Annotated in this window: 17 protein-coding genes; 6 read left to right on the forward strand and 11 right to left on the reverse strand. The window is 70.6% G+C overall.

What is annotated here, in order from left to right:
- Positions 1-75: 75 nt before the first annotated feature.
- Positions 76-1,149: a LacI family DNA-binding transcriptional regulator gene (locus AB0959_RS39730; protein ID WP_366831655.1), complete on the reverse strand. Its 1,074-nt coding sequence runs from the start codon at positions 1,147-1,149 to the stop codon at positions 76-78.
- Between the two features lie 392 nt (positions 1,150-1,541).
- On the opposite strand from AB0959_RS39730, the gene AB0959_RS39735 reads away from it, so the two are divergent.
- From AB0959_RS39735 to AB0959_RS39755, 5 genes are all read left to right on the forward strand, one after another.
- A complete protein-coding gene (locus AB0959_RS39735; protein ID WP_366831656.1) occupies positions 1,542-2,840 on the forward strand; it encodes an extracellular solute-binding protein in 1,299 nt (432 codons plus the stop codon).
- 3 nt (positions 2,841-2,843) lie between these two features.
- Complete coding sequence (locus AB0959_RS39740; protein ID WP_366831657.1) at positions 2,844-3,794, forward strand: sugar ABC transporter permease; 951 nt, start codon at positions 2,844-2,846, stop codon at positions 3,792-3,794.
- Positions 3,791-4,609, forward strand: a complete 819-nt coding sequence (locus AB0959_RS39745) for a carbohydrate ABC transporter permease (protein ID WP_366831658.1) — start codon at positions 3,791-3,793, stop codon at positions 4,607-4,609. The genes AB0959_RS39740 and AB0959_RS39745 overlap by 4 nt, the downstream gene beginning before the upstream one ends.
- A gap of 188 nt (positions 4,610-4,797) precedes the next feature.
- Positions 4,798-6,627 carry a glycoside hydrolase family 36 protein gene (locus AB0959_RS39750; protein ID WP_366831659.1) on the forward strand — a complete coding sequence of 610 codons (1,830 nt, stop codon included), beginning with the start codon at positions 4,798-4,800 and terminating at the stop codon, positions 6,625-6,627.
- A gap of 136 nt (positions 6,628-6,763) precedes the next feature.
- On the forward strand, positions 6,764-8,113 hold the full coding sequence (locus AB0959_RS39755; protein WP_366831660.1) for a hypothetical protein: 1,350 nt from the start codon (positions 6,764-6,766) through the stop codon (positions 8,111-8,113).
- Between the two features lie 58 nt (positions 8,114-8,171).
- On the opposite strand, the gene AB0959_RS39760 is transcribed toward AB0959_RS39755, so the two are convergent.
- The 6 genes from AB0959_RS39760 to AB0959_RS39785 form a co-directional block, all read right to left on the reverse strand.
- A complete protein-coding gene (locus tag AB0959_RS39760; RefSeq protein ID WP_366831661.1) occupies positions 8,172-9,635 on the reverse strand; it encodes a glycoside hydrolase family 3 N-terminal domain-containing protein in 1,464 nt (487 codons plus the stop codon).
- Positions 9,632-10,696: an ABC transporter ATP-binding protein gene (locus AB0959_RS39765; RefSeq protein ID WP_366831662.1), complete on the reverse strand. Its 1,065-nt coding sequence runs from the start codon at positions 10,694-10,696 to the stop codon at positions 9,632-9,634. Before AB0959_RS39765 ends, AB0959_RS39760 begins: the two co-directional genes overlap by 4 nt.
- Entirely contained in the window at positions 10,693-11,697 is a 1,005-nt protein-coding gene (locus AB0959_RS39770; protein ID WP_366831663.1) for an ABC transporter ATP-binding protein, read from the reverse strand. The genes AB0959_RS39765 and AB0959_RS39770 overlap by 4 nt, the downstream gene beginning before the upstream one ends.
- Entirely contained in the window at positions 11,694-12,650 is a 957-nt protein-coding gene (locus AB0959_RS39775) for an ABC transporter permease (RefSeq protein ID WP_366831664.1), read from the reverse strand. The genes AB0959_RS39770 and AB0959_RS39775 overlap by 4 nt, the downstream gene beginning before the upstream one ends.
- The gene (locus AB0959_RS39780) at positions 12,647-13,624 is read right to left on the reverse strand and encodes an ABC transporter permease (RefSeq protein WP_366831676.1); all 978 of its coding nucleotides are present in this window, start codon (positions 13,622-13,624) and stop codon (positions 12,647-12,649) included. The genes AB0959_RS39775 and AB0959_RS39780 overlap by 4 nt, the downstream gene beginning before the upstream one ends.
- 169 nt (positions 13,625-13,793) lie before the next feature.
- Complete coding sequence (locus AB0959_RS39785) at positions 13,794-15,452, reverse strand: ABC transporter substrate-binding protein (RefSeq protein WP_366831665.1); 1,659 nt, start codon at positions 15,450-15,452, stop codon at positions 13,794-13,796.
- Between the two features lie 190 nt (positions 15,453-15,642).
- Here AB0959_RS39785 and AB0959_RS39790 point away from each other — a divergent pair, with 190 nt between their 5' ends.
- Positions 15,643-16,950 (forward strand): alpha-L-fucosidase, encoded by a 1,308-nt coding sequence (locus tag AB0959_RS39790; protein ID WP_366831666.1) that lies wholly within the window; start codon positions 15,643-15,645, stop codon positions 16,948-16,950.
- A gap of 6 nt (positions 16,951-16,956) precedes the next feature.
- Here AB0959_RS39790 and AB0959_RS39795 read toward each other — a convergent pair whose 3' ends face one another.
- From AB0959_RS39795 to AB0959_RS39810, 4 genes are all read right to left on the reverse strand, one after another.
- Complete coding sequence (locus AB0959_RS39795; RefSeq protein ID WP_366831667.1) at positions 16,957-17,979, reverse strand: TolB-like translocation protein; 1,023 nt, start codon at positions 17,977-17,979, stop codon at positions 16,957-16,959.
- The gene (locus AB0959_RS39800; protein ID WP_366831668.1) at positions 17,976-19,268 is read right to left on the reverse strand and encodes an MFS transporter; all 1,293 of its coding nucleotides are present in this window, start codon (positions 19,266-19,268) and stop codon (positions 17,976-17,978) included. The genes AB0959_RS39795 and AB0959_RS39800 overlap by 4 nt, the downstream gene beginning before the upstream one ends.
- A 5-nt stretch (positions 19,269-19,273) precedes the next feature.
- Entirely contained in the window at positions 19,274-20,164 is an 891-nt protein-coding gene (locus AB0959_RS39805) for an alkaline phosphatase family protein (RefSeq protein ID WP_366831669.1), read from the reverse strand.
- 395 nt (positions 20,165-20,559) lie between these two features.
- Complete coding sequence (locus AB0959_RS39810; RefSeq protein ID WP_366831670.1) at positions 20,560-22,779, reverse strand: NADP-dependent isocitrate dehydrogenase; 2,220 nt, start codon at positions 22,777-22,779, stop codon at positions 20,560-20,562.
- Positions 22,780-23,104 lie beyond the last annotated feature (325 nt).

Below are 23,104 nucleotides of genomic sequence, written 5' to 3' on the forward strand. Positions count from 1 at the left end.
TTTTGAGGGTGCGCTGGAGACGCCCTGGGGGAGTGGGATGGATATAGATCGGATGTATTTGTTGCTGTGGGAGCGTCAGCTGGACGCACGCACCACCAGCCGCGGCACGATCACCGTCTCGGCCGGTTCCTTTCCGGACAGCAGCGCGTCGAGCTGTCGCACGGCGGCCCGGCCCAGATGGCGCTTGTCGATGTGCAGGGTCGTCAGGGGCGGATCGACCAGCTCGCCGAGCGTGAGCCCGTCGCACCCCACGAAGGCGCAGTCGTCCGGCACGGACCGGCCGTGGTCCCGCGCCCGGCGCATCGCCCCGATCCCGATCAGGTCGTTGTACGCGAGGACGGCGGTGGCCTCGGGACGTGACTCCACCAGGAGGTCCATCGCACGGGCCCCGCCCTGGAGGGAGTTGTCGCAGGGCACGACCCAGCCCTCCCGCGCCGGAAGCCCGTACTCCTGCGCCACGTCCAGGAAGAGCGTGTGACGGCTGCCCGCGGAGTCCGTGTCGTGACGGGCGCCGTCGTCGAACATCGCGAGATGCCGGTGTCCGCGCTCGATGAGATGGCCGATCGCCTGCCGAATGCCCGACGCGAAGTCGATGCGCACCCCACCCGCGACACCCTGCCGCCGGTCGTGGTCGACCAGGACCACCGGAATGCCCGCCGCGCGGACCTGGTCGACGGCGCGCTCGTCGAGCAGGAACGCGACACAGGCGTCGACGTGCTGGGTGAGGGCGCGGGTCACGGCCATCTCACGTTCGAGGGCCGCCCCGGTGCTGTACACGGCGACCTGCCAGTCCCGCTCGTCCGCGGCCTCCATCACGCCGGCGACCACTTCGGGGAAGAACGGGTTCAGTACGTCGGCGATGACCAGACCCACGCTGGTGACGCCGCGGCTGGCCAGTCCGCGGGCGAACCGGCTGGGCCGGTAGCCCATCTCGCGGGCCACGGAGAGCACCCGGTCGCGGGTCAAGGGGCCGATCTCGGGCTTGTCGTTGATGGCGCGGGACACGGTCTGCCGGGACACTCCGGCGGCCCGGGCCACGTCGTCGATGGTGGCGGGCCGGGAACGGCCGGCCTGCGGATCCTCCGGACCGGCCTGCGGGGCCTCGGGGCCGTCCGGTGCGGGGGCCGTGGGCCCAGGGGGTGCGGACACCGGGTCCGTCTCCTTGTCTGTCTCGGATGCTGCCGGGTCCGTGCCGGGCCTGTGATGGGCCCGTACCGGAGCCGCTGCGGGTCCATGCCGGTGCCGCCGCCGACGCGGGGCGACGGTTCACGTGAGCGCTCACGGTCATGATGAGCGGGCCGTCGGAACAGTGTCAACGGTGTGCACCGCGCTGCGTGACGCGTGGCCGGATATCGGGCGTGCATCCCAAATCACCGTTCCGCACGACGGGTTGACGTGGCGTCGACTCGGCCCGATGGTTCTCTGTGAGCGCTCCCGTGAGCGCTCACACCGTTGTGGCGGGGGCGACGTCCGTCGCCGAGTGCGCGTTGCGCCCGTCGCCCCCTTGTGCCAGTCGCTCCCTTCTGACGAAGGAATCCGTGATGCACACATCCCGCAGGGCCGTCCTGACCGCCGCCGCTCTTGCCCTCGCCCTCCCGCTCACCGCGTGTTCGGTGGACGAGGGCGCGGGCACGTCCGACTCGGCGGGCAAGGGCAGGCAGCAGATCACCTTCCTGACCTTCGAGACGCCCAACCTGACGCCGGAGTACTGGAACGCGGCGATCAAGCGGATCGAGAAGAAGTACCCGGACATCACCGTGAAGAAGCTGGTCGCGCCGACCACCGACCGCACCGCGTACGCCAAGCAGCTGCTCGCCTCCGGCCAGTTCCCGGACGTCATGATCGCCGTGGCCCCCACCGGGCTCGGAGACGCCGGGAACCTGTACGCGTGGCAGCCGGACGAGCTCAAGGACTTCCAGGTGCCCGACGGGGGCGCCATCGACGGCAAGGTCTATCAACTGCCCGCCAACACCCAGTCGATCCCCGTCGTCTACTACCGCAAGTCCATGTTCAAGCGGGCGGGAATCACCGCGGCCCCGAAGACCTACGCCGAACTGCTCGACGCCTCCGCGAAGTTGCAGGCGAAGGACATCCAGCCGTTCGTCGTCGGCGGCGGCAAGGACGCCTTCCCCACCGTGCTGCCGCTCACCGGCACTGTCGCCACCGACGTGTACAGGAAGGACCCCGACTGGATGGTCCAACGCCGCGCCGGAAAGGTGAAGTTCGCCGACGCCGCCTTCGTCGGGGCGCTGACGAAGGTGCGGCAGCTGGCCCGGCGCGGCTACATCGACAAGAAGATGGTCTCGCTCGACTACGCCGCCACCGAACAGGCCTTCCTCAAGGGCAAGGGCGCGATGTACCCGATGGGCTGCTGGTTCGCGGCGGCCGGCGACAAGAGCGCCATCAAGAACGACATCGGCGTCTTCGACTGGCCCACCGACGACGGCTCGCCGCTCGCCTCCGGATACACCGGCGGAGGCCTGTCCGTGAACGCCCGCTCCAAGCACCTGGACGTCGCCAAGAAGTTCGCCCTCGCCTTCCAGCTGGACAAGACCAACCTCGACAACTCGGTGCGCTCCGACTCCCTGTTCCCCGCCGTCAAGGGCTACACCCCGCCCACCGACACCGGCCCCGTCTTCAAGGAGACGTACGAGCTGTGGCGCGAGGCGAGCGAACAGAACGCGACGGTCAAGGCGTTCGCCTGGGAGACCGGAGGTGACGCCCTGCTCCCCGGCCTCGACGCGAAGGTGCACGCCGCCACCCAGGACGTGATCATCGGCCGCAGGACACCCAAGGAGGCAGCCGAGTTCCTGGACACCGAGTGGGACAAGGCCTCCTGACCCATGGCCACCGACACCCCGGTCCGTCCCGCCGCGCCGCCGAAGCCCGCCCCGCGGGCCGCCTCCCGTGGGCGTGGGCGCCGACTGCGCTCCCACCTCGGCCGGTTCGCCGTCTTCGGCGCGCCCGGCCTGCTGGTCTACGCCTGCTTCGTGCTCGCACCGGTCGTCGTGAGCGTGGCGTACAGCCTCACCAACTACAACCCGTTCAACCCGCCCACCGAGTTCGTCGGCCTGCGCAACTTCCAACTCCTCTTCCGCGACGAGGAGTTCCTGCAGTCGCTGAAAGTCACCGTGCAGCTCACCGTGATCCTCGTGATCGTGCCGAACGCCGCGGGGCTCGGCATCGCGCTGCTGCTCGACCGCAAGGGCTGGTTCTACAACGCCTGGCGGGCCGTGTTCTTCGTACCCGTCGTCCTCAGCTCCGTCGTCGTCTCCCTCGTGTGGACCCGGCTGCTCGCCGACGACGGCGTCGTCAACCAGGCCCTCGGCCAAGTCGGCGTCGACCCCGTCGGCTGGCTCTCCGACCCCGGCCTGGCCCTGTACTCCCTCGCCGCGATCATGGCGTGGCAGATGCTCGGCTTCTGCGTCGTGGTGTATCTGGCCGGCCTGCAGTCCGTACCCGGCGAACTCCTGGAGGCCGCCGCCATCGACGGGGCGGGCGTGCTCGCCCGCTTCCGTCACGTCACCTGGCCGCTGCTGGCCCCCGCCCTCACCATCAACACCGTCGTGCTGCTCATCACCGCCTTCAAGGCGTACGACCACATCCAGGTCATCACGAACGGCGGCCCCGGCTCGGGGACCACCGCCACCGTCGCCTTCGTCATCCTGCAGACCGGCTTCACCGCCAACCGGCAGGGCTACGCCAGCGCCATGGCGCTCGTCATGCTCGTCATCGTCGCGAGCGCGGCGGCTCTCGCGCTCAAGCTGCTCCAGCGCCGGGAGGTCGACCTGTGAGAGCCACCCTGCGCCCACTGGCCGTGACGGTCCTCGGCGCCTTCTTCGCCGTCCCCCTGTACGTCGTCCTCGCCAACGCCTTCAAGGCGGGCGCGGACATCGCCCCCCACCCCGCGGCCCTCCCGCTCCCGCCCACCCTGGACAACCTGACGTCCGTCCTGACCCGGCCCGACCACCTGTTCTGGGTCTCCCTCACCAACAGCCTGATCGTCACCACGCTGTCCGTCGCCGTCCTCACCGTGCTCTCCGCGATGCTCGGCCACTACCTGGCCCGGACCTCTTCACGCTGGGGCCGCGTGGCCACACTCGTCCTGCTGTCGGGCCTGATGATCCCGCCGCAGGTGATCCTGCTGCCGATCACCCAGGTGCTGCGCGCCTTCGACCTGATGGCCACCGTGCAGGGCCTCGTCCTGTTCAACGTCGGCTACTACGTGCCCTTCGGGGTGTTCGTCTTCGCCGGGTTCGTCAAGGGCGTCCCGGTGGAGCTGGAACAGGCCGCGGCGATCGACGGGGCGGGCTGGTTCCGCACCTTCTGGCAGGTCGTCTTCCCACTGCTGCGGCCCGCCACCGCCAGCTGCGTCATCTTCTTCGGCGTCTGGATCTGGAACGACTTCCTCAACCCGCTGATCATCCTCGGACCCGGGTCCGGCACCACCGTGACCACCGGCATCTACCGCGCCATCGGCCAGTACCAGGCCGACTTCGGCACCGTCTTCGGGCTGATGTTCCTCGCCACGCTGCCCGTCCTCGTGCTCTACCTCGCGCTGCAGAAGCAGTTCGTGAAGGGCCTGACCGGCGGGGCCACGAAGGGATGACCAGGCACGGGCCACGAAACCACCCGCCCCGCGATCCGCGCCCACCACCCGCACGCCATTCACGGCGCCCTCGCCACCGCCCTCACCGGGCACCACCTGCGCCCTGCCACGGAGCACGGGGCGCAGGGCACCCCACGGCCCATCCCACGGCCCCCCTCGTCGCCCTCCAAGCCCAGGAGCCTCACCCCGTGACCACCAGTGCCGTGACCACCGCCGAGCGCCCGCCCGCGGCCACGACCCCGCTCCTCGACGACGTCACCCTCGCGGTCCTCGCCGACGGCAGACCCGTACGCCCTCACGTGCGGCGGCGGTCCGACGGCGTGCTCGCCCTGTCCGTGACCGCGCCCCCGGGAGCGGCCCTGGAGATCCGGCTGGCGGTCCCCCTGCGGGACGCCGTCGGCTACTGGCACCCCACCTGCGGCTGGACACGCACCCTGCCGCCCGACTGGTCCGCGCCCATGACCACATCCCTCGTGCGGGGCGCACCCGCCGGCTGCCTCTACGCCTGCGACGGCGCGACCCTGCTGGCCTTCGCCGCCCAGGACCCGGTCACCCCCGCCCGACTGGTGCACGGCGTCTCCGAGGCCGGCAAACGGTTCGTCGTCCACCTCGAACTCACCGCCCCCACCGGCCCGTACACCCTGTTCCTCGCACCGCGCGCACCGAGCCCCGCCACCGCCCTGCGCCGCCTGCGCGACCGGCTCACCGCCACCGCCGCGCAGCCGCCGCTCGGCCTGCCCCCGGCGGGTCGCGGCCCCGCCTACTCCACCTGGTACGCGCTCGGGCAGGACGTCACGGCCGACGCCGTCGCCCACGAGGCGCGGCTCGCGGCCCGGCTGGGCTGCCAACTGCTCATCCTCGACGACGGCTGGCAGCGCGGCGGACGCAGTCGCGGCTACGCCTGGGCGGGGGACTGGCGGACCGACACGGAGAAGTTCCCCGACCTGGCCGCACACGTCGCCGAGGTGCGCGGCCTCGGCATGGCGTACATCGCCTGGGTGGCACCCCTGCTCGCCGGACCCGACTCGCCCCTGTGGCGCGACCTGGCCCCGCTCGCCCCGCTTCCCAGCCCCACCGCACCCGGTGCCCACGTCCTCGACCCCCGTGACCCCCGGGTGCGTGCCCACGTGGTCGCCACTTGCGCACGGCTCGTCGGCGACCACCAACTCGACGGCCTCAAACTCGACTTCCTCGACGACGCCATGGTGTACGCCGATGACGCGCGCGATGAAGGGCGCGGTGACGGACGCGACGACGTCAGCGCCGCCATGGACCTGCTGCTCGGCGAGATCCGCGACGCCCTCACCCCGCTGTGCCGCGCCACACCTCTCATCGAGCTGCGCCAGCCCTACCTGGGGCACGGCATGGCCGCCTACGGGAATCTGCTGCGGGCCACCGACTGCCCGGCCGACGCCGTCGCCAACCGCGTCCGCACCGTGGACGCCGGGCTGCTGCGCTCCGGCGGCGCCGTCCACTCCGACATGCTGATGTGGGACCCGGACCACACGCCGCAGGCCGCCCTGCGCCAGCTCCTCGCCGTCCTCCACGCCACCCCGCAACTCTCCTGCCGACTCGGCGAGTTACCGCAGCTCCACTACAAGGCGCTGAAGTTCTGGCTGGCGCAGTGGGCCAGACTGCGGCCGCTGCTCGTCGAGGGGGAGGTCGAACCGGGGCGGCCCGACGAGCTGTACCCCCTGGTGCGGGCGGCGAAGGCGGAGAGCGAGGCCGTCGTCGTGCACGCCGAGCGGACCGTGCCGCTGGACCTGGCCGGGCGCCGCCGGGTCGACATCGTCAACGCCACGGCCGCCGAGGCGCTCGTCCTCGACCTCGCCGACGGGGGACCGTACGACGCGCGGTGCACCGCGTACGACGTGACCGGCGAGACCGCTGGCGAGTACGGTCTCGACCTCGTCGGCGGCGGCCCGGTGAAGCTGCCCGTACCGCCCTCCGGGCTGCTGTCCCTGCGAGTGCGAAGTGGCACATACGTCGGAGGGGCCGAAGGCTACGAACCACTCTGATACCGATTCGCCATCGTGAAGGTCATTGACAGGTGAGCGAAGCGTGCTTAGGTTCACCGATACACCCGATGTATCGAGGGATCCGTCAGGCCTCCAGGACGACGACTCAGGGCCACGTTCGTGAAGGGCGGGGCAGTTGAGTTTGTCCATAGGGCTCGTCGTGCACGCAAGCCGCCGTGGGGTCTTCGAGGAGGCCGTCGAGTCGCTGTCCGGCATCTCACTGAAGTGGGTCACCTACGGGCACGAGCGGGACATCCGGCCGCTCGTGCGGAGCCTCGTCGACGGGCATGCCCTGGACGGACTGCTGGTGGGCGCCGTTCCGTATCGCGCCTGCCGCGACGTCCTCCCACCCCGTCTCCCCGTGGCGGTCCCCCGCAGCTCCGCCCTGGACCTGGCGCTGGCGTTGTCCCAGGCGCAGGTCCGCGGCTGGCAGCCGGTTCCGGTCAGCATCGACACCTTCGACCACGAGGTGGTCGCCGAGGTGACGGAGGCGCTGCACCTCGACCGCACCCGCGTCACGTGCCTCCCTTACGACGACGACCAGAGCGTCGACGACATCTGCGCCTTCCACCAGCGGTCCCTCAAGGAGGGCAGCGGATACGTCATCACCGCACGCACCGCCGTACTGCGGCAGTTGCGCGGCGCCCTGCGGGTGCTGAACGGCTCGCCCGTGCCGTCCAGCATCCGCTCGGAACTGCACGAGCTGGTGTCGCGCGTCCGGCACGAGCGAGCCGGCGCCTCCGGGTTCGCCGCCGGTGTCTTCTGCGTCGGCAGGCACGGCCGCCCCGGCGACCTGGAGCGCAGCCGCACCGGTCTGCTCCACCTGCTGCGGGCCACGCCCGAGCTCACCGACGCCTGGATCGAGGACCGCGGCCGACGTGGCGTGCTCGTCCTCGGTCGCCGGACGCTGTTCGAGCGCTTCAGCCGCAACTGGCTCGTCGTTCCCGTGCTGGACCAGGCCCGGGAATCGCTGGGTGTGCGGGTGGCCGCCGGCTTCGGCGTGGGACCCTCGGCCCGTACCTCCGTGGTGCTGGCCGAACGAGCCGCCGTCCGCGCGGAGTCGGAGAACCGGCCGTGCGGCTATCTGATGGAGGACAGCGGCCTGGTCGTCGGACCGATGGGGCCGGGAGGACCGCCGCGGACCGGCCTCCACCGCGATCAGGATGACCGCGACCGCGATCAGGGTGACCGTCTGCGCGAGCTCGCGCGAACCGTCGGGCTCAGTACGGCAACGTTGTCAAGGCTGGCCGCGATCGAGCAGGACCTGGCCGGACGGACCGTCACACCGAGCGAACTGGCCGACGCCATGGCCATCACCGACCCCAGCGGCCGGCGTCTGCTCCGCAAACTCCACGCCCACGGCCTGGCCAGCTCGGAGGGAAGCGCGCAGACCCACCGGAAGGGCCGGCCGACAGGGCTGTACCGCCTGGCGATCGACGCGGCCCTGACCGGTTCCGCCGACGGGCATCCCCTCACGGCCGTGTGAAGTCCGAGGCAGGGCCCCGCCGTCACCCGCCCGCCTACCACGCAGGTGACGACGGGACCTACAACAGCGCCTCGGCAACCGCGCGCAGGTTGGCCCGGCCCCGCCCGTACGAGCACAGCCCGTCCGCCGCCTCCGTCTCCGCGTCCGGCATGCCGGTGGCGATGAGGAGCGCGTCGGGGCGGCCGGTGAGCAGCGCCGTACGGGCCTCGGCCTGCCACGGGTGCAGATCCGCGTCCTCGGTGGCGATCAGCAGCGAGCGTCCCTGGGCGAGCCGCAGGATGCCGGGCACGTCCACGGGGCCCTGCGCGGCCACGACGCCCTCGGTGCCGGGCATGACCTCGCGCAGGAGGGTGACGAGATCCGTACGGGCCCATTCCAGCGCGGGGCGCGGAGGACGGTGCAGGTCGACCACGAAGGGATCGAGGACCGGACCGGGCAGCGGCTTCCAGCGCAGGGCCCGGCGGGCGGCGATCAGCCCCACGTCAGAGGAGCCGGGGACCGGGCCCGGCCCGGTGGCCGCCGGTGGCCGCGCGAACCGCTCGGCCAGGGCGTCGACCCGGCGTGCCGCGTCCACGACCCGGGCGGGGTCGAGCCTGCCGTCGGCCATCGCGTCGAGCAGCGCGTCACGGCAGCGCAGCCACAGCGCCGGGTCCGGGCGGGCGATGATCAGCTGGTCGGCACCCGCACCGATCGCGGCGACGGCCGCGGACGCCTCGCCCACCGTGCCGGCGATCGCCTTCATCTCCAGGGCGTCGGTCACGACGACGCCCTGGAAACCGAGTTCGGTGCGCAGCAGGTCGGTGAGGACACGGCGGCTGAGGGTGGCGGGCGCGGTGGCGTCGAGCGCCGGGTAGACCACGTGCGCCGTCATGACGAGCGGAACACCCGCGGCGACGGCGGCACGGAAGGGCACGAGATCGATCTCGCGCAGGACGTGTTCGTCCCTGGTGTCGAGGGCGGCGCCCAGGTGGCTGTCGACGGTCGTTGACCCGTGGCCGGGGAAGTGCTTGGCGCACGGTGCGACGCCGGCGGCCAGCGTGGCCTCGATCCAGGCGGTGACATGACGGGCCGCGTGAGCCGGGTCGGCGCCGAAGGCGCGGGTCCGCACGATGGGGTTGGCGCCGACCCTGTGCACGTCGGCCACCGGTGCGAAGCTCACGGTCACTCCGCACTCGGCCAGGTGCCGGGCGAGCGCGTCCGCGAGGGCGGCGGTCAGCGCGGTGTCGTCGACGACACCGAGCGCCCAGGCCCCCGGCGTCTGCGGCGCCCCGGCCCTCGCGAGATGGCTGATGCCGCCGCCCTCCTGGTCCGCGGTGACCAGCAGACCGGGCCGCAGCGAGCGCAACTCGTCGGTGAGCTCACGCAGTTGGGCGGGGCCTGCGACGTTGCGGGTGTGCAGGATGACCCCGCCGAGTCCGGTGTCGGCCAGCCGTTTCAGCTCGCCGGGCGGTGTCATGCCGTCGAAGCCCACGACGAGGCAGCGGTTCGCGGCCTCGACCAGATCTCCGGGGAGCGCGGTCACGGGGTCATCTCCGGAGTCGTCGTGTGGCCGTGGGCGTCCTCGTCCGGCTCCACCAGCAGTACGCAGCGGGCCCAGTGACGGTCCGTCACCTCGACACGCGGAGGCGGCCCGGTGCGGCATGCCGCGCGTGCCAGGGGGCAGCGCGGATGGAAGCGGCAGCCGGACGGGGGATGGACCAGGTCCGGCGGCTCGCCGAGGTCGTCCTCCGCGGCATCCGGCGCCACACCGTCGTCGCGGCTCGTACGGCCGGCCAGGAACTCCATCCGGTCCGGATCCGGAGTCGAGTCCAGCAGCAGGCGGGTGTACGGATGGGCCGGAGTCTGGGTGACGTCCTCCGCCGTGCCGTACTCGACGATCTCCCCGGCGTACATCACCGCGATCTCGTCGGCGAAGTAGCGGGCGCCGGCGATGTCGTGGGTGATGTACAGCATGGCCAGTCGCTCCTCGTCGCGCAGCGTGGCGAGGAGGTTGAGGATCTCCAGCCGGATGGAGACGTCCAGCATGCTCACCAGTTCGTCGCCGAGCAGGACCTCCGGATCGACGGCGAGCGCGCGGGCGATCGCGACCCGCTGGCGCTGCCCGCCGGACAGCTCGTGGGGGAAGGCGTCGAGGAAACGCTCGGGCGGAGTGAGCCGCACGCGCTCCAGCAGTGTCCGCAGGCGCTGCTCCAGGTCGTCCTGGCCCGTGACGGAGCCGTGCAGCCGCAGCGGTCGTTCGAGCAGGTACCGCACGCGGTGCAGGGGGTTGAGGGAGCCGAACGGGTCCTGGAGCACCATCTGGACCCGGCGGGCGTAGGCGCGGCGGGCCCGGCGGCCGCGCGCCGAGGCCGGTTCCCCGTCCAGCAGGATGCTGCCGCTGGTGGGCGCCTGGGCGAGGGCGAGGGTCCGGGCGAACGTGGACTTGCCGCTGCCGCTCTCGCCGACCAGGGCCACGGTGCGGCCCGGGCGCAGACGCAGCGAGGCGTTCTCCAGCGCGTGCACGGTCTCACCGCGGGCGCGGTGCACCGGGTAGCGGACGGTGACGTCCACCGCTTCCAGTACGGGAGCCGGCTCTTCGGTCATGCTCGTCCTCCGGCTGTCGGCGCGGGCAGGTCGTCGGCGTGGACGCAGGCCACCGCGCGCCCGGCGCCGAGTCCGGTCAACTCGGGCGGTGCCGTCCCGCACGCCGCCGTGGCATGCGGGCACCGCGGCTCGAAGGGGCAGCCCGGCGGGAGGCCGCGCAGGTCGGGAGGGTTGCCGGGGATGCCGTGCAGGGTGCGCATCGGTCCGCGCAGCGGCGGGAACGAGTCGCGCAGTCCGCGTGTGTAGGGGTGCTTCGGGTCCCGGTACAGATCGCCGGCCGGTCCGCTCTCCACGATCCGTCCTCCGTACATCACGGCGATACGGTCCGCGATCTCCAGCAGCAGGGACAGGTCGTGCGTGATGAAGACGACCGAGAATCCCAACTCCCGCTGCAGCCGGATGACCTGGCGCAGGATCTGCCGCTGCATCACCACGTCCACGGCCGTCGTGGGCTCGTCCATCACCAGCAGGTCGGGCTCGCAGACCAGGGCGAGCGCGATGGTGGCCCGCTGGCGCATCCCCCCGGAGAGCTCGTGCGGATAGCTGTCGAGCCGCGTGGTGGGAATGCCGACGAGTTCCAGCATGTGCGCGGCGCGCTCACGGGCCTGGGACTTGGGCATACGGCGGTGGGCGCGCAGTACGTCGGTGAACTGGGCGCTCAGCCTGGACACCGGGTTGAGGGCGTTCATGGCGCTCTGGAAGACGACAGCCGTGTGCTCCCAGCGCGTTCTGCGCAGTTCGCGCGCGTCGGCGTGGAGCAGATCGACGGGCTCGCCCGTGCGCGGGTGGAGCGTCGCGCTGCCCGACCGGACGACGGCGGGCGGGCGCAGCAGCCGCAGGAGAGCGTTGATCAGAGTCGTCTTGCCGCTGCCGCTCTCCCCGGCGATGCCGAGGATCTCGCCGCGGCGCAGTTCCAGGGACACCTGGGACACGGCCGGCAGGGGTTCGGTCTCCGTGCCGTAGTCGACACTGAGGTCCTTCACGTCGAGCAGCAGGTTCACCGTGCCCCCTTGCGCGCGGACATCCGCACGGCCTTGCGGCGGGCGCCGCGCAGCCGTGGATTGGTCAGTTCGTCGATGCCGAAGTTGACGAGCCCGGCGGCGGCGCCGAGCACGGTGATCGCCACCCCGGGCGGCACGAACCACCACCACGCACCGGAGACCATGGCCTGCCGCTGCTGGGCGAAGTACAGCATGGTCCCCCAGCTGACCGTGTTGATGTCGCCGATGCCGAGGAAGTCCAGGCCGGACACGGCGAGGATGGAGGTGACGAGCGAGAGCATCAGCGTCGCCGAGATCACCGGCAGCAGGTTCGGCAGCACCTCGACGAGCATGATCCGCGCATTGCTCTCACCGAGCAGCCGGGCGTTCAGGACGAAGTCCCTGTTCCGCAGTGACAGCGTCTGCACGCGCTTGGAGCGGGCTCCCCAGGCCCAGCCGGTCAGTCCGATGACCAGCGCCACCGCGAACGGCCCGCCGCGCCCGCGCAGATACCCGGCGAGGACGATGACCAGCGGCAGCCCGGGCAGGACGAGGAAGACGTTGGTAAGCGCGCCGAGCACCGAGTCGGTCATGCCGCCGTAGTAGCCGCCGATCAGCCCGACGGCCACCGACAGCGTGGTGGAGACGACGGCCGCGAGCGCGCCCACGAGCAGGGACGTGCGGGTGCCGACGACGAGCTGGGCGAGGACGTCGGTGCCGTCCTGGGTGGTGCCCAACGGGTGGGCCCCGGACGGGGGTTGGAGGACCGCTCCGGTGAGTTCCGTGGGGGACAGGCCCATCAGCGACTGCACGACCCACGGGCCGACGGCGGCCACGAGGACGTACACCCCGATGATCGCGAGCCCGACGCGGGCCTTGCCGTTGGCCGGGATCAGCCGGCGCAGCGCGGTGCGCCAGGTCAGCCGGCCGGCCGTGGGAGCGAGCGGGGCGGCCGGTGGGGCGGCGAGCGTCATGCGTCCTCCCTGGTGCGCGGGTCGAGCAGGACGTAGACGGAGTCGGCGATGAAGTTGGCCACGAGCACCGACAGCGAGATGATCAGGAAGAGCGCCTGCATCAGCGGATAGTCGAGGTTCACGACGGCCTGGTAGAAGAGATATCCGATGCCGGGGTACGCGAAGACCGCCTCGGCGAGCAGGGAGCCGCCGACGACCGTGCCGATCGAGATGGCCAGGCCCGCCACCTGCGGAAGCATCGCGTTGCGGGCGGCGTACGCCAGCAGGATCCGCCAGCGGCCGAGGCCCTTGGCCTCGGCGAGGCTGACGTAGTCCTCGGCCACGGTGGTGATCATCATGTTGCGCATGCCGAGCAGCCAGCCGCCGACGGAGGAGATGACGATGGTCGCGGCGGGCAGGAAGCCGTGCTCGATCACGCTGGTGACGAACGTGAGGTTGAATCCCGGTTCGAGGCTCAGGTCGTAGCCGTTCTGCGAGGGAAAGACCGGAAGGTTCACCGAGAGCAGCAGGAGAAGCATGGTGGCGACCCAGAAGTACGGCATCGAGCCGAGGAAGGTCGCGAGCGGTGCCATCACGCTGTCCAGGCGGCTGCCGGGCCGGGCGCCGGAGACGATGCCGAGTCCGGTGCCGAGGAGGAAGGCCAGAACGGTGGTCAGGCTCACCAGGCCCAGCGTCCACGGCAGGCCCTGCGAGATCATCTCGCCCACCGGCGCCGGAAAGTACGCGGTGGAGATACCGAAGTCGAGGTGGGCGAGCTGGGAGAGGTAGTGCAGGTACTGCTGCCACAGGCCCTCGTCGGGGACACCGAACAGCGCCCTGATGGACTTCTCGGTCGCCGGGGTGACCTGTGAGCGCTGGGCCAGCTTGTTCAGGATCACGGAGGCCGGATCCCCCGGCATGAGCCGGGGGATGACGAAGTTCAGGGTGATGGCCACGGCGGCGGTCCCGAGGTAGAAGCCGAGGCGGCGCAGCAGGACCCGGGCCCGCCCGCCGCGACGGCGGCGTACGGGTCCGTCGGCAGCCGCTTCCGGCCGTGCCTCCCCGACCGGAAGCGTCGTCGCCGTCACTGGGCGGCCCCCTTCCGTGCCGTTCCCTGCCGCACCGTCACCTTCCGTGCCGTCACCTTCCGTGCCATCGACGGGCTCACGACTTCGCCGGCTTCAGATGGGCGAGCACGTTCTCGAACGCCGGTCCGCCGTTCCAGGGCGCGCAGATGTCGTACGGATCGTCCTTGCTGGGGAATCCGGTCCAGTTGCGGGCGCTCCACGCGCAGCCGGCGGTGATGTTCGACAGCGTCACGAACGGCACCTGATCGACGATGATCTTCTCCAGCTTCCGGGTGAGTTCGATCTGCGTCTGCTCGTCGCCGGTGTTCGCCAGCTCGTTGAGCAGGCCGTCGGTGGTCTTGTCGCGCCAGCGCAGGTAGTTGTTGGTCTGCGCCTTGCCGCCGCTCGGTGTGCCCGCGAACTGGCTGTTCAGCAGCGGGTTGTAGATCTGCCACGGCACGGCGCCGTACGCGAGTCCGTACGAGGCCAGGTCGAAGTCGCCCTTCTGACGGGTGTCGTTGTAGGTGGCCTGGGCCAGGGGCTGGACCTTCACCTTGATGCCGATCTTGCCGAGCTGGTCGGCGATGATCCGGGCCCGCTGCACGGAGTCGGCGAAGTCGGAGACCTCGATGTAGTTGAGCGTGAGCTGCTTGCCGTCCTTCATCGCCTTGCCGCCGCTCAGCTTGTAACCGGCCTGCTCCAACTGGGACTTGGCGGCCGTGACATCGGTCTGGACGGCGTCCTTGTACGCGGGGTCGAGCCACTTGCCCTGCGTCGCGGCGTCCAGGCCGGTCTGGCTGATCGGGCTGGCGCCGAGCTGGGTGACGAGCTGGATGAGCTGCTGGCGGTTGATCGCCAGCTCGACCGCCTTGCGCAGGCGGACGTCCTTCAGCGCACCCCGGTCGTGGTTGAAGACCAGGATCAGCGACCCGTACGTCGGGTAGAAATAGCCGTTCTTCGACGGGTCCTTGTCGACGTACTGCTTCTCCAGATTGGGTATCGCGCCGCCGCTCAGGTCCTCCTGACCGCTGGTGAGCTGCGAGATCTCGGTGGCCGAGTTCACCACCGGCAGCCGGACCTCCTTGACCTGGATCCTGCTGCGCCAGTAGTCGCCGCGCAGCCCCAGGGTGATCTGCTGCGAGGCGAACCGCTTCAGGGTGTACGGGCCACTGCCGACAGGATCGGGATTGGCGTAGGTGACCGGGTTCTTACCCGCCCAGTATTTCTCGGGAACGATGTACTGCTGGAGAATCGAGGCGACCTGTGTGAAGGCGGGCTTGTCGAAATGGAAGACGACCGTCTTCTCACCCTGCGCGGCCACCGATACGAACGACACGCCGGAAGAGTTGAGTGCGGGCGTCTTCTTCACCAGCTGGAAGGTGAAGACCACATCCTTGGCGGTGACGGGTTTCCCGTCGCTCCAGGTGGCTTTCTTGTCGACGTCCACGGTCAGCGTCTTGCCGTCCGACGACAGTTTCTGCGCGGAGGCGAGCCACGGTTCGAATTCTCCGCCCTTGAGGACGTTCACGCCCATGAGCGACTGGTACATGTAGATCCTGGTACCCGGAGAGGCATCTCCCGTGGTGGTCAGCGGATTGAAGTTCCGCTGCAGCACGGTTTTTCCGGAAGCGTAGTTGATCATCATCGAGCCGTTTCCGGAACTCGCCGAATCGCCGCCCTGGCAGGCAGTGAGTGCCAGACTCATCGCCACGGCGACCGCGACCGGACCGGTTCTGAAGGTATACCTGAGCCGCACCGCTGACCTCCCGAGTTGGATGCCGCATTGTGAGTTCGGAAAACTCCGGGTGTCAAGGAAAGTGCGGAGAACCGCGACTTACGAACCAGGTTCCAAAAAACAATTGAACCAGGTTCATATGTCGGCGGCGGGTTTCCTCGGATGCCATGGAGGGGCAAGAATGGCCATCGGTCGAACTGGAGGAAATGAATTGACGCAGACGCGTGACACACCCGCAGGCCGGCCCGCGGCGACCGGCTGGATGCGGGAGGCGAGGTTCGGCCTCTTCGTCCACTTCGGCGTCTACAGCATGGCCGCACGGCACGAATGGGTGCGCGGCTACGAGGAGATGGGGGACGCCGACTACCAGCGGTACGTCGACCACTTCGACCCCGACCTGTTCGACGCCACCGACATCGCCCGCACGGCGCGCGCCGCCGGCATGCGCTACGCCGTACTGACGACCAAGCACCACGACGGGTTCTGCCTGTGGGATTCCAAGGCCGGCGACTACACCGCCATGCACGCCTGCGGCCGCGACCTGGTGGCGGAGTTCGTCACCGCCTGCCGCGCCGAGGGCCTCAGGGTCGGGCTGTACCACTCGGTGATCGACTGGCACCACCCCGACTACGTGATCGACGGCATCCACCCGCTGCGCAACGCACCGGACGTGGCCGCCCTCAACTCCGGCCGTGACATGGGCCGATACCGCGCCTACCTGCACGCCCAGGTCCGGGAGCTGCTCACCTCGTACGGCCCCGTCGACCTCATGTTCTACGACTTCACGTTTCCCTGGAACCGCGGGGGAATGCCGGGCAAGGGCCCGGAGGACTGGGACTCGCCGGCGCTCATGGAGATGACCCGCGCCCTCCAGCCCGGCATCGTGGTCAACAACCGCCTCGGCATCCCCGGTGACTACGTCACTCCCGAGCAGTTCCAGCCGGACCGTCCACTGACCGAGGACGGCGTCGAGGTCATGTGGGAGGCGTGCCAGACCCTCAACGGCTCATGGGGCTACCACCGCGACAACCTGGAGTTCAAGGAACCCGGCGACGTGGTGCGCATGCTCGTCCAGTCCGTGTCGAACAACGGCAACATGATCCTCAACGTGGGCCCCGACGGCCGCGGCAGCATCGAGCCCCGCGCCCGTGCCGTCCTCGACTCCATCGCCGACTGGATGCGGCTGCACGCCCGCGCCGTCCACGGCGGCGGTCCCGCTCCGTTCACGCCGCCCGCCCACGGCGTCTACACCCTCCGCGGCAACCGCCTCTATCTGCACCTGTTCTCCTGGCCGTTCAAGCACGTGCACCTGCCCGGACTGGCCGGCCGGGTGCAGTACGCCCAACTCCTCAACGACGGCAGCGAAGTGGGGCTCAGCGTCCTCGACCGCACCCCGCAGCCGCACGCCAACCTCGCCCCTTTGCCGCAGGCCGCCGACACCCTGACGCTGACGCTCCCGGTGACCCGCCCCGACGTACTCGTCCCGGTCGTCGAGCTGTTTCTGAAAGAGCAGCGGTGAACGGCGTCACCCCAGGTAGGCGGGGGCGACGGCGGAGGTGACCAGCCGGCGGGCCGCGCCGGTGCCGTCGGCGGGAACCGTCCACAGGTCGGAGCCGTAGTCACCGGGCAGGGCGTAGACGAGCGTGGAGTCGTCGGACCACAGGGCCTGGTCGTCGATGTTGCGGTGCTCGGCGGTAGGGGTCTCCTTCATGGTGCGCAGGTCGAGGACGTACAACCGCCACGGAGCGTCCTGTGAGACTCCCTTGACGCGCTTCTTGTAGGCGATCCGGGTGCCGTCGGGCGAGAGGGAGGGGCATTCGACGTTGGCGTGCAGCGTGGTGAGGGTGCGTGCGGTGACGTCGCCCCGGACGAGATAGGTCCGGCCGCCGGTCGCGAGCGTGGCGTAGAAGCCGTTGTCGTCGGAGAAGGTGACGCCCCAGATGTTGGTGTCCGCCGCGTGATAGGGGTGGCCGTCCTTGACGATGTGGAAGGTCTCCAGGTTGTCGTCGATCTTCCAGGTGCGGGTGTCGACGATGGCGGTACGGGTGGAGAAGTGGGTGCCCGCGTAGGAGTCCCCGCTGACGAAGACCGTCCAGGCGACCAGGTGGCCGGAGGGCGAGACCCGGGCCCGGGTGGGGATGCCGGCTGCCGGGAAGCGGTGCAGCTCGCGCAGGTGCGAGTCGAGGACCACCGCCCGGTAGGTGTCCTCCAGCGCGCCGTGCACGGCCTGCAGACAGATGCCCGTACCCGCTGCCGCGTGGAAGCGCAGGCACTTGACGCCCGAAGCGGTGCGCGGGCCCTGGGGACGGCCGGCGGGCACGGTGGCGATCTCGTCGCGGTGCGGGCCCCAGGCCAGGTTCCGGAACACCAGACGGCGGCCCGGCGCCGACCTGAGCGAGACCGTCCCGGCCCGTACGGCCGGACCGTCCGCCTGCTGCCGGTCACGCATGCCGGACCGGTGGGCGGCGTGCAGCACCGCCCCCGTGCAGACGGTCCCGAGCAGCACCACGGCGGTCAGCAGGATCACCATGCGGGTGCTTCTGGTCATGCGGACACCTCATCGGCGGTACGTGCGGGTACCTCGTCGGCACCGCGGAGGAGATACGAGGCCACGACGGCGCTGACGGCCAGCGCGGCGGCGGTGACGGCGAGCGCGGTCCGCCCGCCCCACAGGCTCCAGGCCGCGCCGAACGCCAGGGAGCAGGCGAACCGGGCCAGCGCCTGGCCCGTCCCCACCAGCGCCTGCCCGGCACCCTGGTGCCGCGCCGGCACGGCCCCCGCGGTGGCGGCCGCGAGCACTCCGTCGGTGGCCGCGTAGAAGGTGCCGTGCAGCACGAGGACGGCGACCACGGCGGGGACCCCGTGCCACGGGGAGAGCACCAGTCCGTAGCCGAGCAGCAGTACGCCATGGCCGGCCAGGAAGAGCAGACGGCGGTCGACCCGGTCGGCGAATGCGCCGAGAGGGACCGCGAGCAGCAGGAAGACGGCGGCGGTGCCCAGCGGCAGCAGCGGGAACAGGTGGGCGGGCAGGTCCCCTTCGCGCTGGAGCAGCAGATACAGGAAGGAGTCGCTGACGGTGGTCAGGCCGAGCAGGGTCGCGCACACGGTGAGCCGGCGCAGCTCGGGGCGGCGCAGCAGCCCGAGCGCGTCACGCAGCGCCGGACGGTCCTGTTCGGGCAGCGGGGCGGTGCCGGCGGAGGTGATACGGCGGGGTACGAAGAGCACCAGCACCAGGACGCCGAGCGCGGCGACGCAGCCGCTGACCGCGAAGACCGCGTCGTAGCCGTCCACCGTGGCCCGCAGGACGGCGAAGGCGAGGAGCGGGCCGAGCAGCGCGCCGGTGGTGTCCATGGCACGGTGCACCCCGAACGCCCGTCCCCGCGTCGCGGGTTCGGTGGCCAGTGAGATCATCGCGTCCCGGGGCGCGGTGCGCAGGCCCTTGCCGGTGCGGTCGGCCGCGAGCACGGCACTGATCACGGGGAGGCTGTGGGCGACCAGCAGCAGGGGCTTGCACAGCGCCGACAGGCCGTAGCCGAGGCCCGCCACGACCTTGTGCCGTCGGCCTCCCCGGTCGGCCAGGTGGCCGCCGGCCAGCCGTACCAGGGCCCCGACGCCGTTGTTGATGCCGTCGAGGAGCCCGAAACCGAGCGGCGACAGGCCGAGGCCCGCGACCACGTAGAGCGGCAGGACGGCCGTGACCATCTCCGAGGAGATGTCCGTGATCAGGCTGACCGCACCCAGGGCCAGTACCGTGCCGGGCACGGCGGCCGGCCGCCGCCCCGGACGGGAGTCCGGGGCGACGGCGGCCTTGGTGCCACGGGAATCCGCGAGATACACAGGCGTCAGTTCCAGATGCCGGTGACGTCGGACGCCGAGGCGGCGTTGCCCGCGTGCGCGCTCAGACCGGCCAGGTCCTCCACGGTGCGCAGCACGTTGTAGTGGTTGTAGGTGGTGGAGCTGGAGCTGCCGGGGGTGACGTGCTCCCCGTAGAACACGGTGGGGATGCGGTTGCCGGACAGCTTGTTGTCCTCGTCGAAGGTGACGGCGAGGACGCTGTTGTGGGTCTTGGCCCAGGTGGCGTAGGCCCCCAGGTTGTTCTTGATCCAGGTGTCGCCCGTGGAGACCGAGCAGTCGTGCATGTCACTGCACAGGTTCGGGGTGACGAAGGAGACCTTGGGCAGGGTCGTGAAGTCGGTGGGGAACTGCGCGAAGGTCTTCGCGGTGCTGGTCGGCACGTTGGAGAAGCCGAACCACGGGTTGTGCTTCTGCGCGTAGTTGCCGCTGCTGCAGGTCGTCGAACCCTGGCTCGGCAGCGACTCGTTGTAGCTCGCCCAGGTCTTCCCGGCGGCGATCAGCTCGGAGGCGATGTTGGGCTTGTTGATGGACCCGACGCTGACGCAGCTGTCGTCGGTGCGGCCCTGGTTGGAGCCCGAGAACAGCATGTAGTAGTTCGGCTCACTGGGGTGGGTGAGGCCGTAGGACTGGGTGAGGTTGGCGCCACCGGCCTTGAGGGTGTTGTTGATGTACGGGGCGCTCGAGCTGCCGATCACCTGCGAGTAGGCGTGGTTCTCCATCACCACGACCACCACGTGGTCGGGGGTCGGAAGGGCGGCGGCGTGGGCCGTGGCGCCCGTGACGGCCCACAGGCCGATCGAGGAGGCGGTGAGAGCTGCGGCCCCTGCCAGCGCGGCGAGGGGACGTCGGGTGCGCTTGGGAGCCTTGACGGCGGTCATAACTGTCCTCCGGACAGAGCTGACGGACGTACGGGGGGTGGGAGCGCCGTAACCCTAGGTGCGCGCCGGACAACCCGGCCGCGCGTCATGAGCGAAGATCAGACGAACGCTGGGTCCCGCCGGGCAAAGCCGACGTCAAGGGGGTCCCATCCCGGCAAAGGCCGTGCCAAGTGGGCACCGGCCCGTCGCCCGCGGGGCGGACACCCGACGGTGCCTCTCGTCCGACGGTACTGCGGTGCGGGCGAGAGGGAGGAAGACGCCTCTCGCCGCGTTCGCGGCGGAAGGAAAGCTGTAAGAAAAAAGGGAGCCGCCCCGGCCGGAAACGCTTCCGGTCGGGGCGGCGGAGGCGCGGACCCACGGTCCGCGGTGGTGCAGGTGGTGTTGCCGGTGATGCGTCAGGCGAGCGAGGCCAGGGTCTCGTTCCAGGTCGCCGACGGGCGCATGACGGACGCGGCCTTGGCCGGGTCGGGCTGGTAGTAGCCGCCGATCTCGGCCGGCTTGCCCTGGGCGGCGATCAGCTCGTCCACGATCGTCTGCTCGTTCGCGGTGAGCGTCTCGGCGAACGCGGCGAAGGCCTTGGCCAGCTCAGCGTCGTCGGTCTGCCTGGCCAGCTCCTGCGCCCAGTACAGGGACAGGAAGAAGTGGCTGCCGCGGTTGTCGATGCCGCCGACGCGACGGGTCGGGGACTTGTCCTCGTTGAGGAAGGTCGCCGTGGCGCGGTCGAGGGTCTCGGCGAGGACCTGGGCGCGGCCGTTGCCGGTGAGCTTGGCGTACTGCTCCAGGGACGGCACCAGGGCGAAGAACTCACCCAGCGAGTCCCAGCGCAGGTAGTTCTCCTTGACCAGCTGCTGGACGTGCTTCGGGGCGGAGCCGCCGGCGCCGGTCTCGAAGAGGCCGCCGCCCGCCATCAGCGGGACGACCGACAGCATCTTGGCGCTGGTGCCCAGCTCCAGGATCGGGAACAGGTCGGTCAGGTAGTCGCGCAGCACGTTGCCGGTGACGGAGATGGTGTTCTCGCCGCGGCGGATGCGCTCCACCGACAGCTTGGTCGCCTCGACAGGGGAGAGGACCCTGATGTCCAGGCCCTCGGTGTCGTGCTCCGGCAGGTACTGGTTGACCTTGGCGATGAGGTTGGCGTCGTGGGCGCGGGTCTCGTCCAGCCAGAAGACCGCCGGGTCGCCGGTGGCGCGGGCGCGGGTGACGGCCAGCTTCACCCAGTCCCTGATCGGGGCGTCCTTGGTCTGGCAGGCGCGGAAGATGTCACCGGCGGAGACGGTCTGCTCGATGACGGCGTTGCCGGACTGGTCGACCAGGCGGACCGTGCCGGTGACGGGGATCTCGAAGGTCTTGTCGTGGCTGCCGTACTCCTCGGCCTTCTGCGCCATGAGGCCGACGTTCGGGACCGAGCCCATGGTGTTCGGCTCGTAGGCGCCGTTGGCGCGGCAGTCGTCGAGCACGGCCTGGTAGACGCCCGCGTAGCTGGAGTCCGGCAGGACCGCGAGGGTGTCGGCCTCCTGGCCGTCCGGGCCCCACATGTGGCCGGAGGTGCGGATCATGGCCGGCATGGAGGCGTCGACGATCACGTCGGACGGGACGTGCAGGTTGGTGATGCCCTTGTCCGAGTCGACCATCGCGAGCTCCGGGCCCTCGGCGAGCTCGGCGTCGAAGGAGGCCTTGATCTCGGCACCCTCGGGCAGGGACTCCAGGCCCTTGTAGATGCCGCCGAGGCCGTCGTTCGGGGTCAGGCCGGCCGCGGCGAACGTCTCGCCGTACTTCGCGAACGTCTTCGGGAAGAAGGCGCGCACCACGTGACCGAAGACGATCGGGTCGGAGACCTTCATCATCGTGGCCTTCAGGTGCACGGAGAACAGCACGCCCTCGGCCTTGGCCTTGGCGACCTGCGCGGTCAGGAACTCGCGCAGCGCGGCGACGCGCATCACGGAGGCGTCGACGACCTCGCCGGCCAGCACGGGTACGGACTCGCGCAGGACGGTGGTGGAGCCGTCGTCACCCTTGAGCTCGATGCGCAGGGCGCCGTCCTCGGGGATCACCACGGACTTCTCGGTGGAGCGGAAGTCGTCCACGCCCATGGTGGCGACGTTCGTCTTGGACTCGGGGGTCCAGGCGCCCATGCGGTGCGGGTGGGACTTGGCGTAGTTCTTCACCGAGGCCGGGGCGCGGCGGTCGGAGTTGCCCTCGCGCAGGACCGGGTTCACGGCGGAGCCCTTGACCTTGTCGTAGCGGGCGCGGATCTCGCGCTCCTCGTCGGTCTTCGGGTCGTCCGGGTAGTCCGGCAGCGCGTAACCCTGGCCCTGGAGCTCGGCGATCGCGGCCTTCAGCTGCGGGATCGAGGCCGAGATGTTGGGCAGCTTGATGATGTTCGCCTCGGGGGTCTTGGCGAGCTCGCCCAGCTCCGCGAGGGCGTCGGGGATGCGCTGGCCCTCTTCGAGGTACTCGGGGAAGAGGGCGATGATGCGCCCGGCCAGGGAGATGTCACGGGTCTGGACGGTGACCCCGGCCTGTGCGGCGTACGCCTGGATCACCGGGAGGAAGGAATAGGTCGCCAGGGCGGGCGCCTCGTCAGTGTGCGTGTAGATGATGGTCGAGTCAGTCACCGGGTGCTCCGCTCCACGTCTGCAACATTGCTCGACATCAAGATATCTCGTGACCGGGGCGGGCTCGACAGGGGTGCGGTATCGATCGGGATGGGCGTGGGGGCGGGGCGCGGGCTTGGACGGTTCTCGCCCCCGCCGCCCCTACCCTTCCCATCCCAGGGGCTCCGCCCCTTCGACCCCACCGGGGCTCCGCCCCGGACCCCGCTCCTCAAACGCGGGAGGGGCTGGATGGTGCGGGGATCTGCACGGCTTTTAGGGGCGCGGGGAACTGCGCGACCAGCCCCCACCCACCCGCACCCGACCAACCCACCCCAACCCCCACCCC

Source organism: Streptomyces sp. NPDC046862 (assembly GCF_040704615.1).
Taxonomy (GTDB): Bacteria; Actinomycetota; Actinomycetes; order Streptomycetales; family Streptomycetaceae; genus Streptomyces.

Excerpts from the sequence above, each read along its gene's own strand:
- AB0959_RS39765 (WP_366831662.1), bottom strand. The coding sequence starts at position 10,696 with ATGACCGAAGAGCCGGCTCCCGTACTGGAAGCGGTGGACGTCACCGTC.
- AB0959_RS39805 (WP_366831669.1), bottom strand. The coding sequence starts at position 20,164 with ATGACCGCCGTCAAGGCTCCCAAGCGCACCCGACGTCCCCTCGCCGCG.
- AB0959_RS39775 (WP_366831664.1), bottom strand. The coding sequence starts at position 12,650 with ATGACGCTCGCCGCCCCACCGGCCGCCCCGCTCGCTCCCACGGCCGGC.
- AB0959_RS39795 (WP_366831667.1), bottom strand. The coding sequence starts at position 17,979 with ATGACCAGAAGCACCCGCATGGTGATCCTGCTGACCGCCGTGGTGCTG.
- AB0959_RS39735 (WP_366831656.1), top strand. The coding sequence starts at position 1,542 with ATGCACACATCCCGCAGGGCCGTCCTGACCGCCGCCGCTCTTGCCCTC.
- AB0959_RS39740 (WP_366831657.1), top strand. The coding sequence starts at position 2,844 with ATGGCCACCGACACCCCGGTCCGTCCCGCCGCGCCGCCGAAGCCCGCC.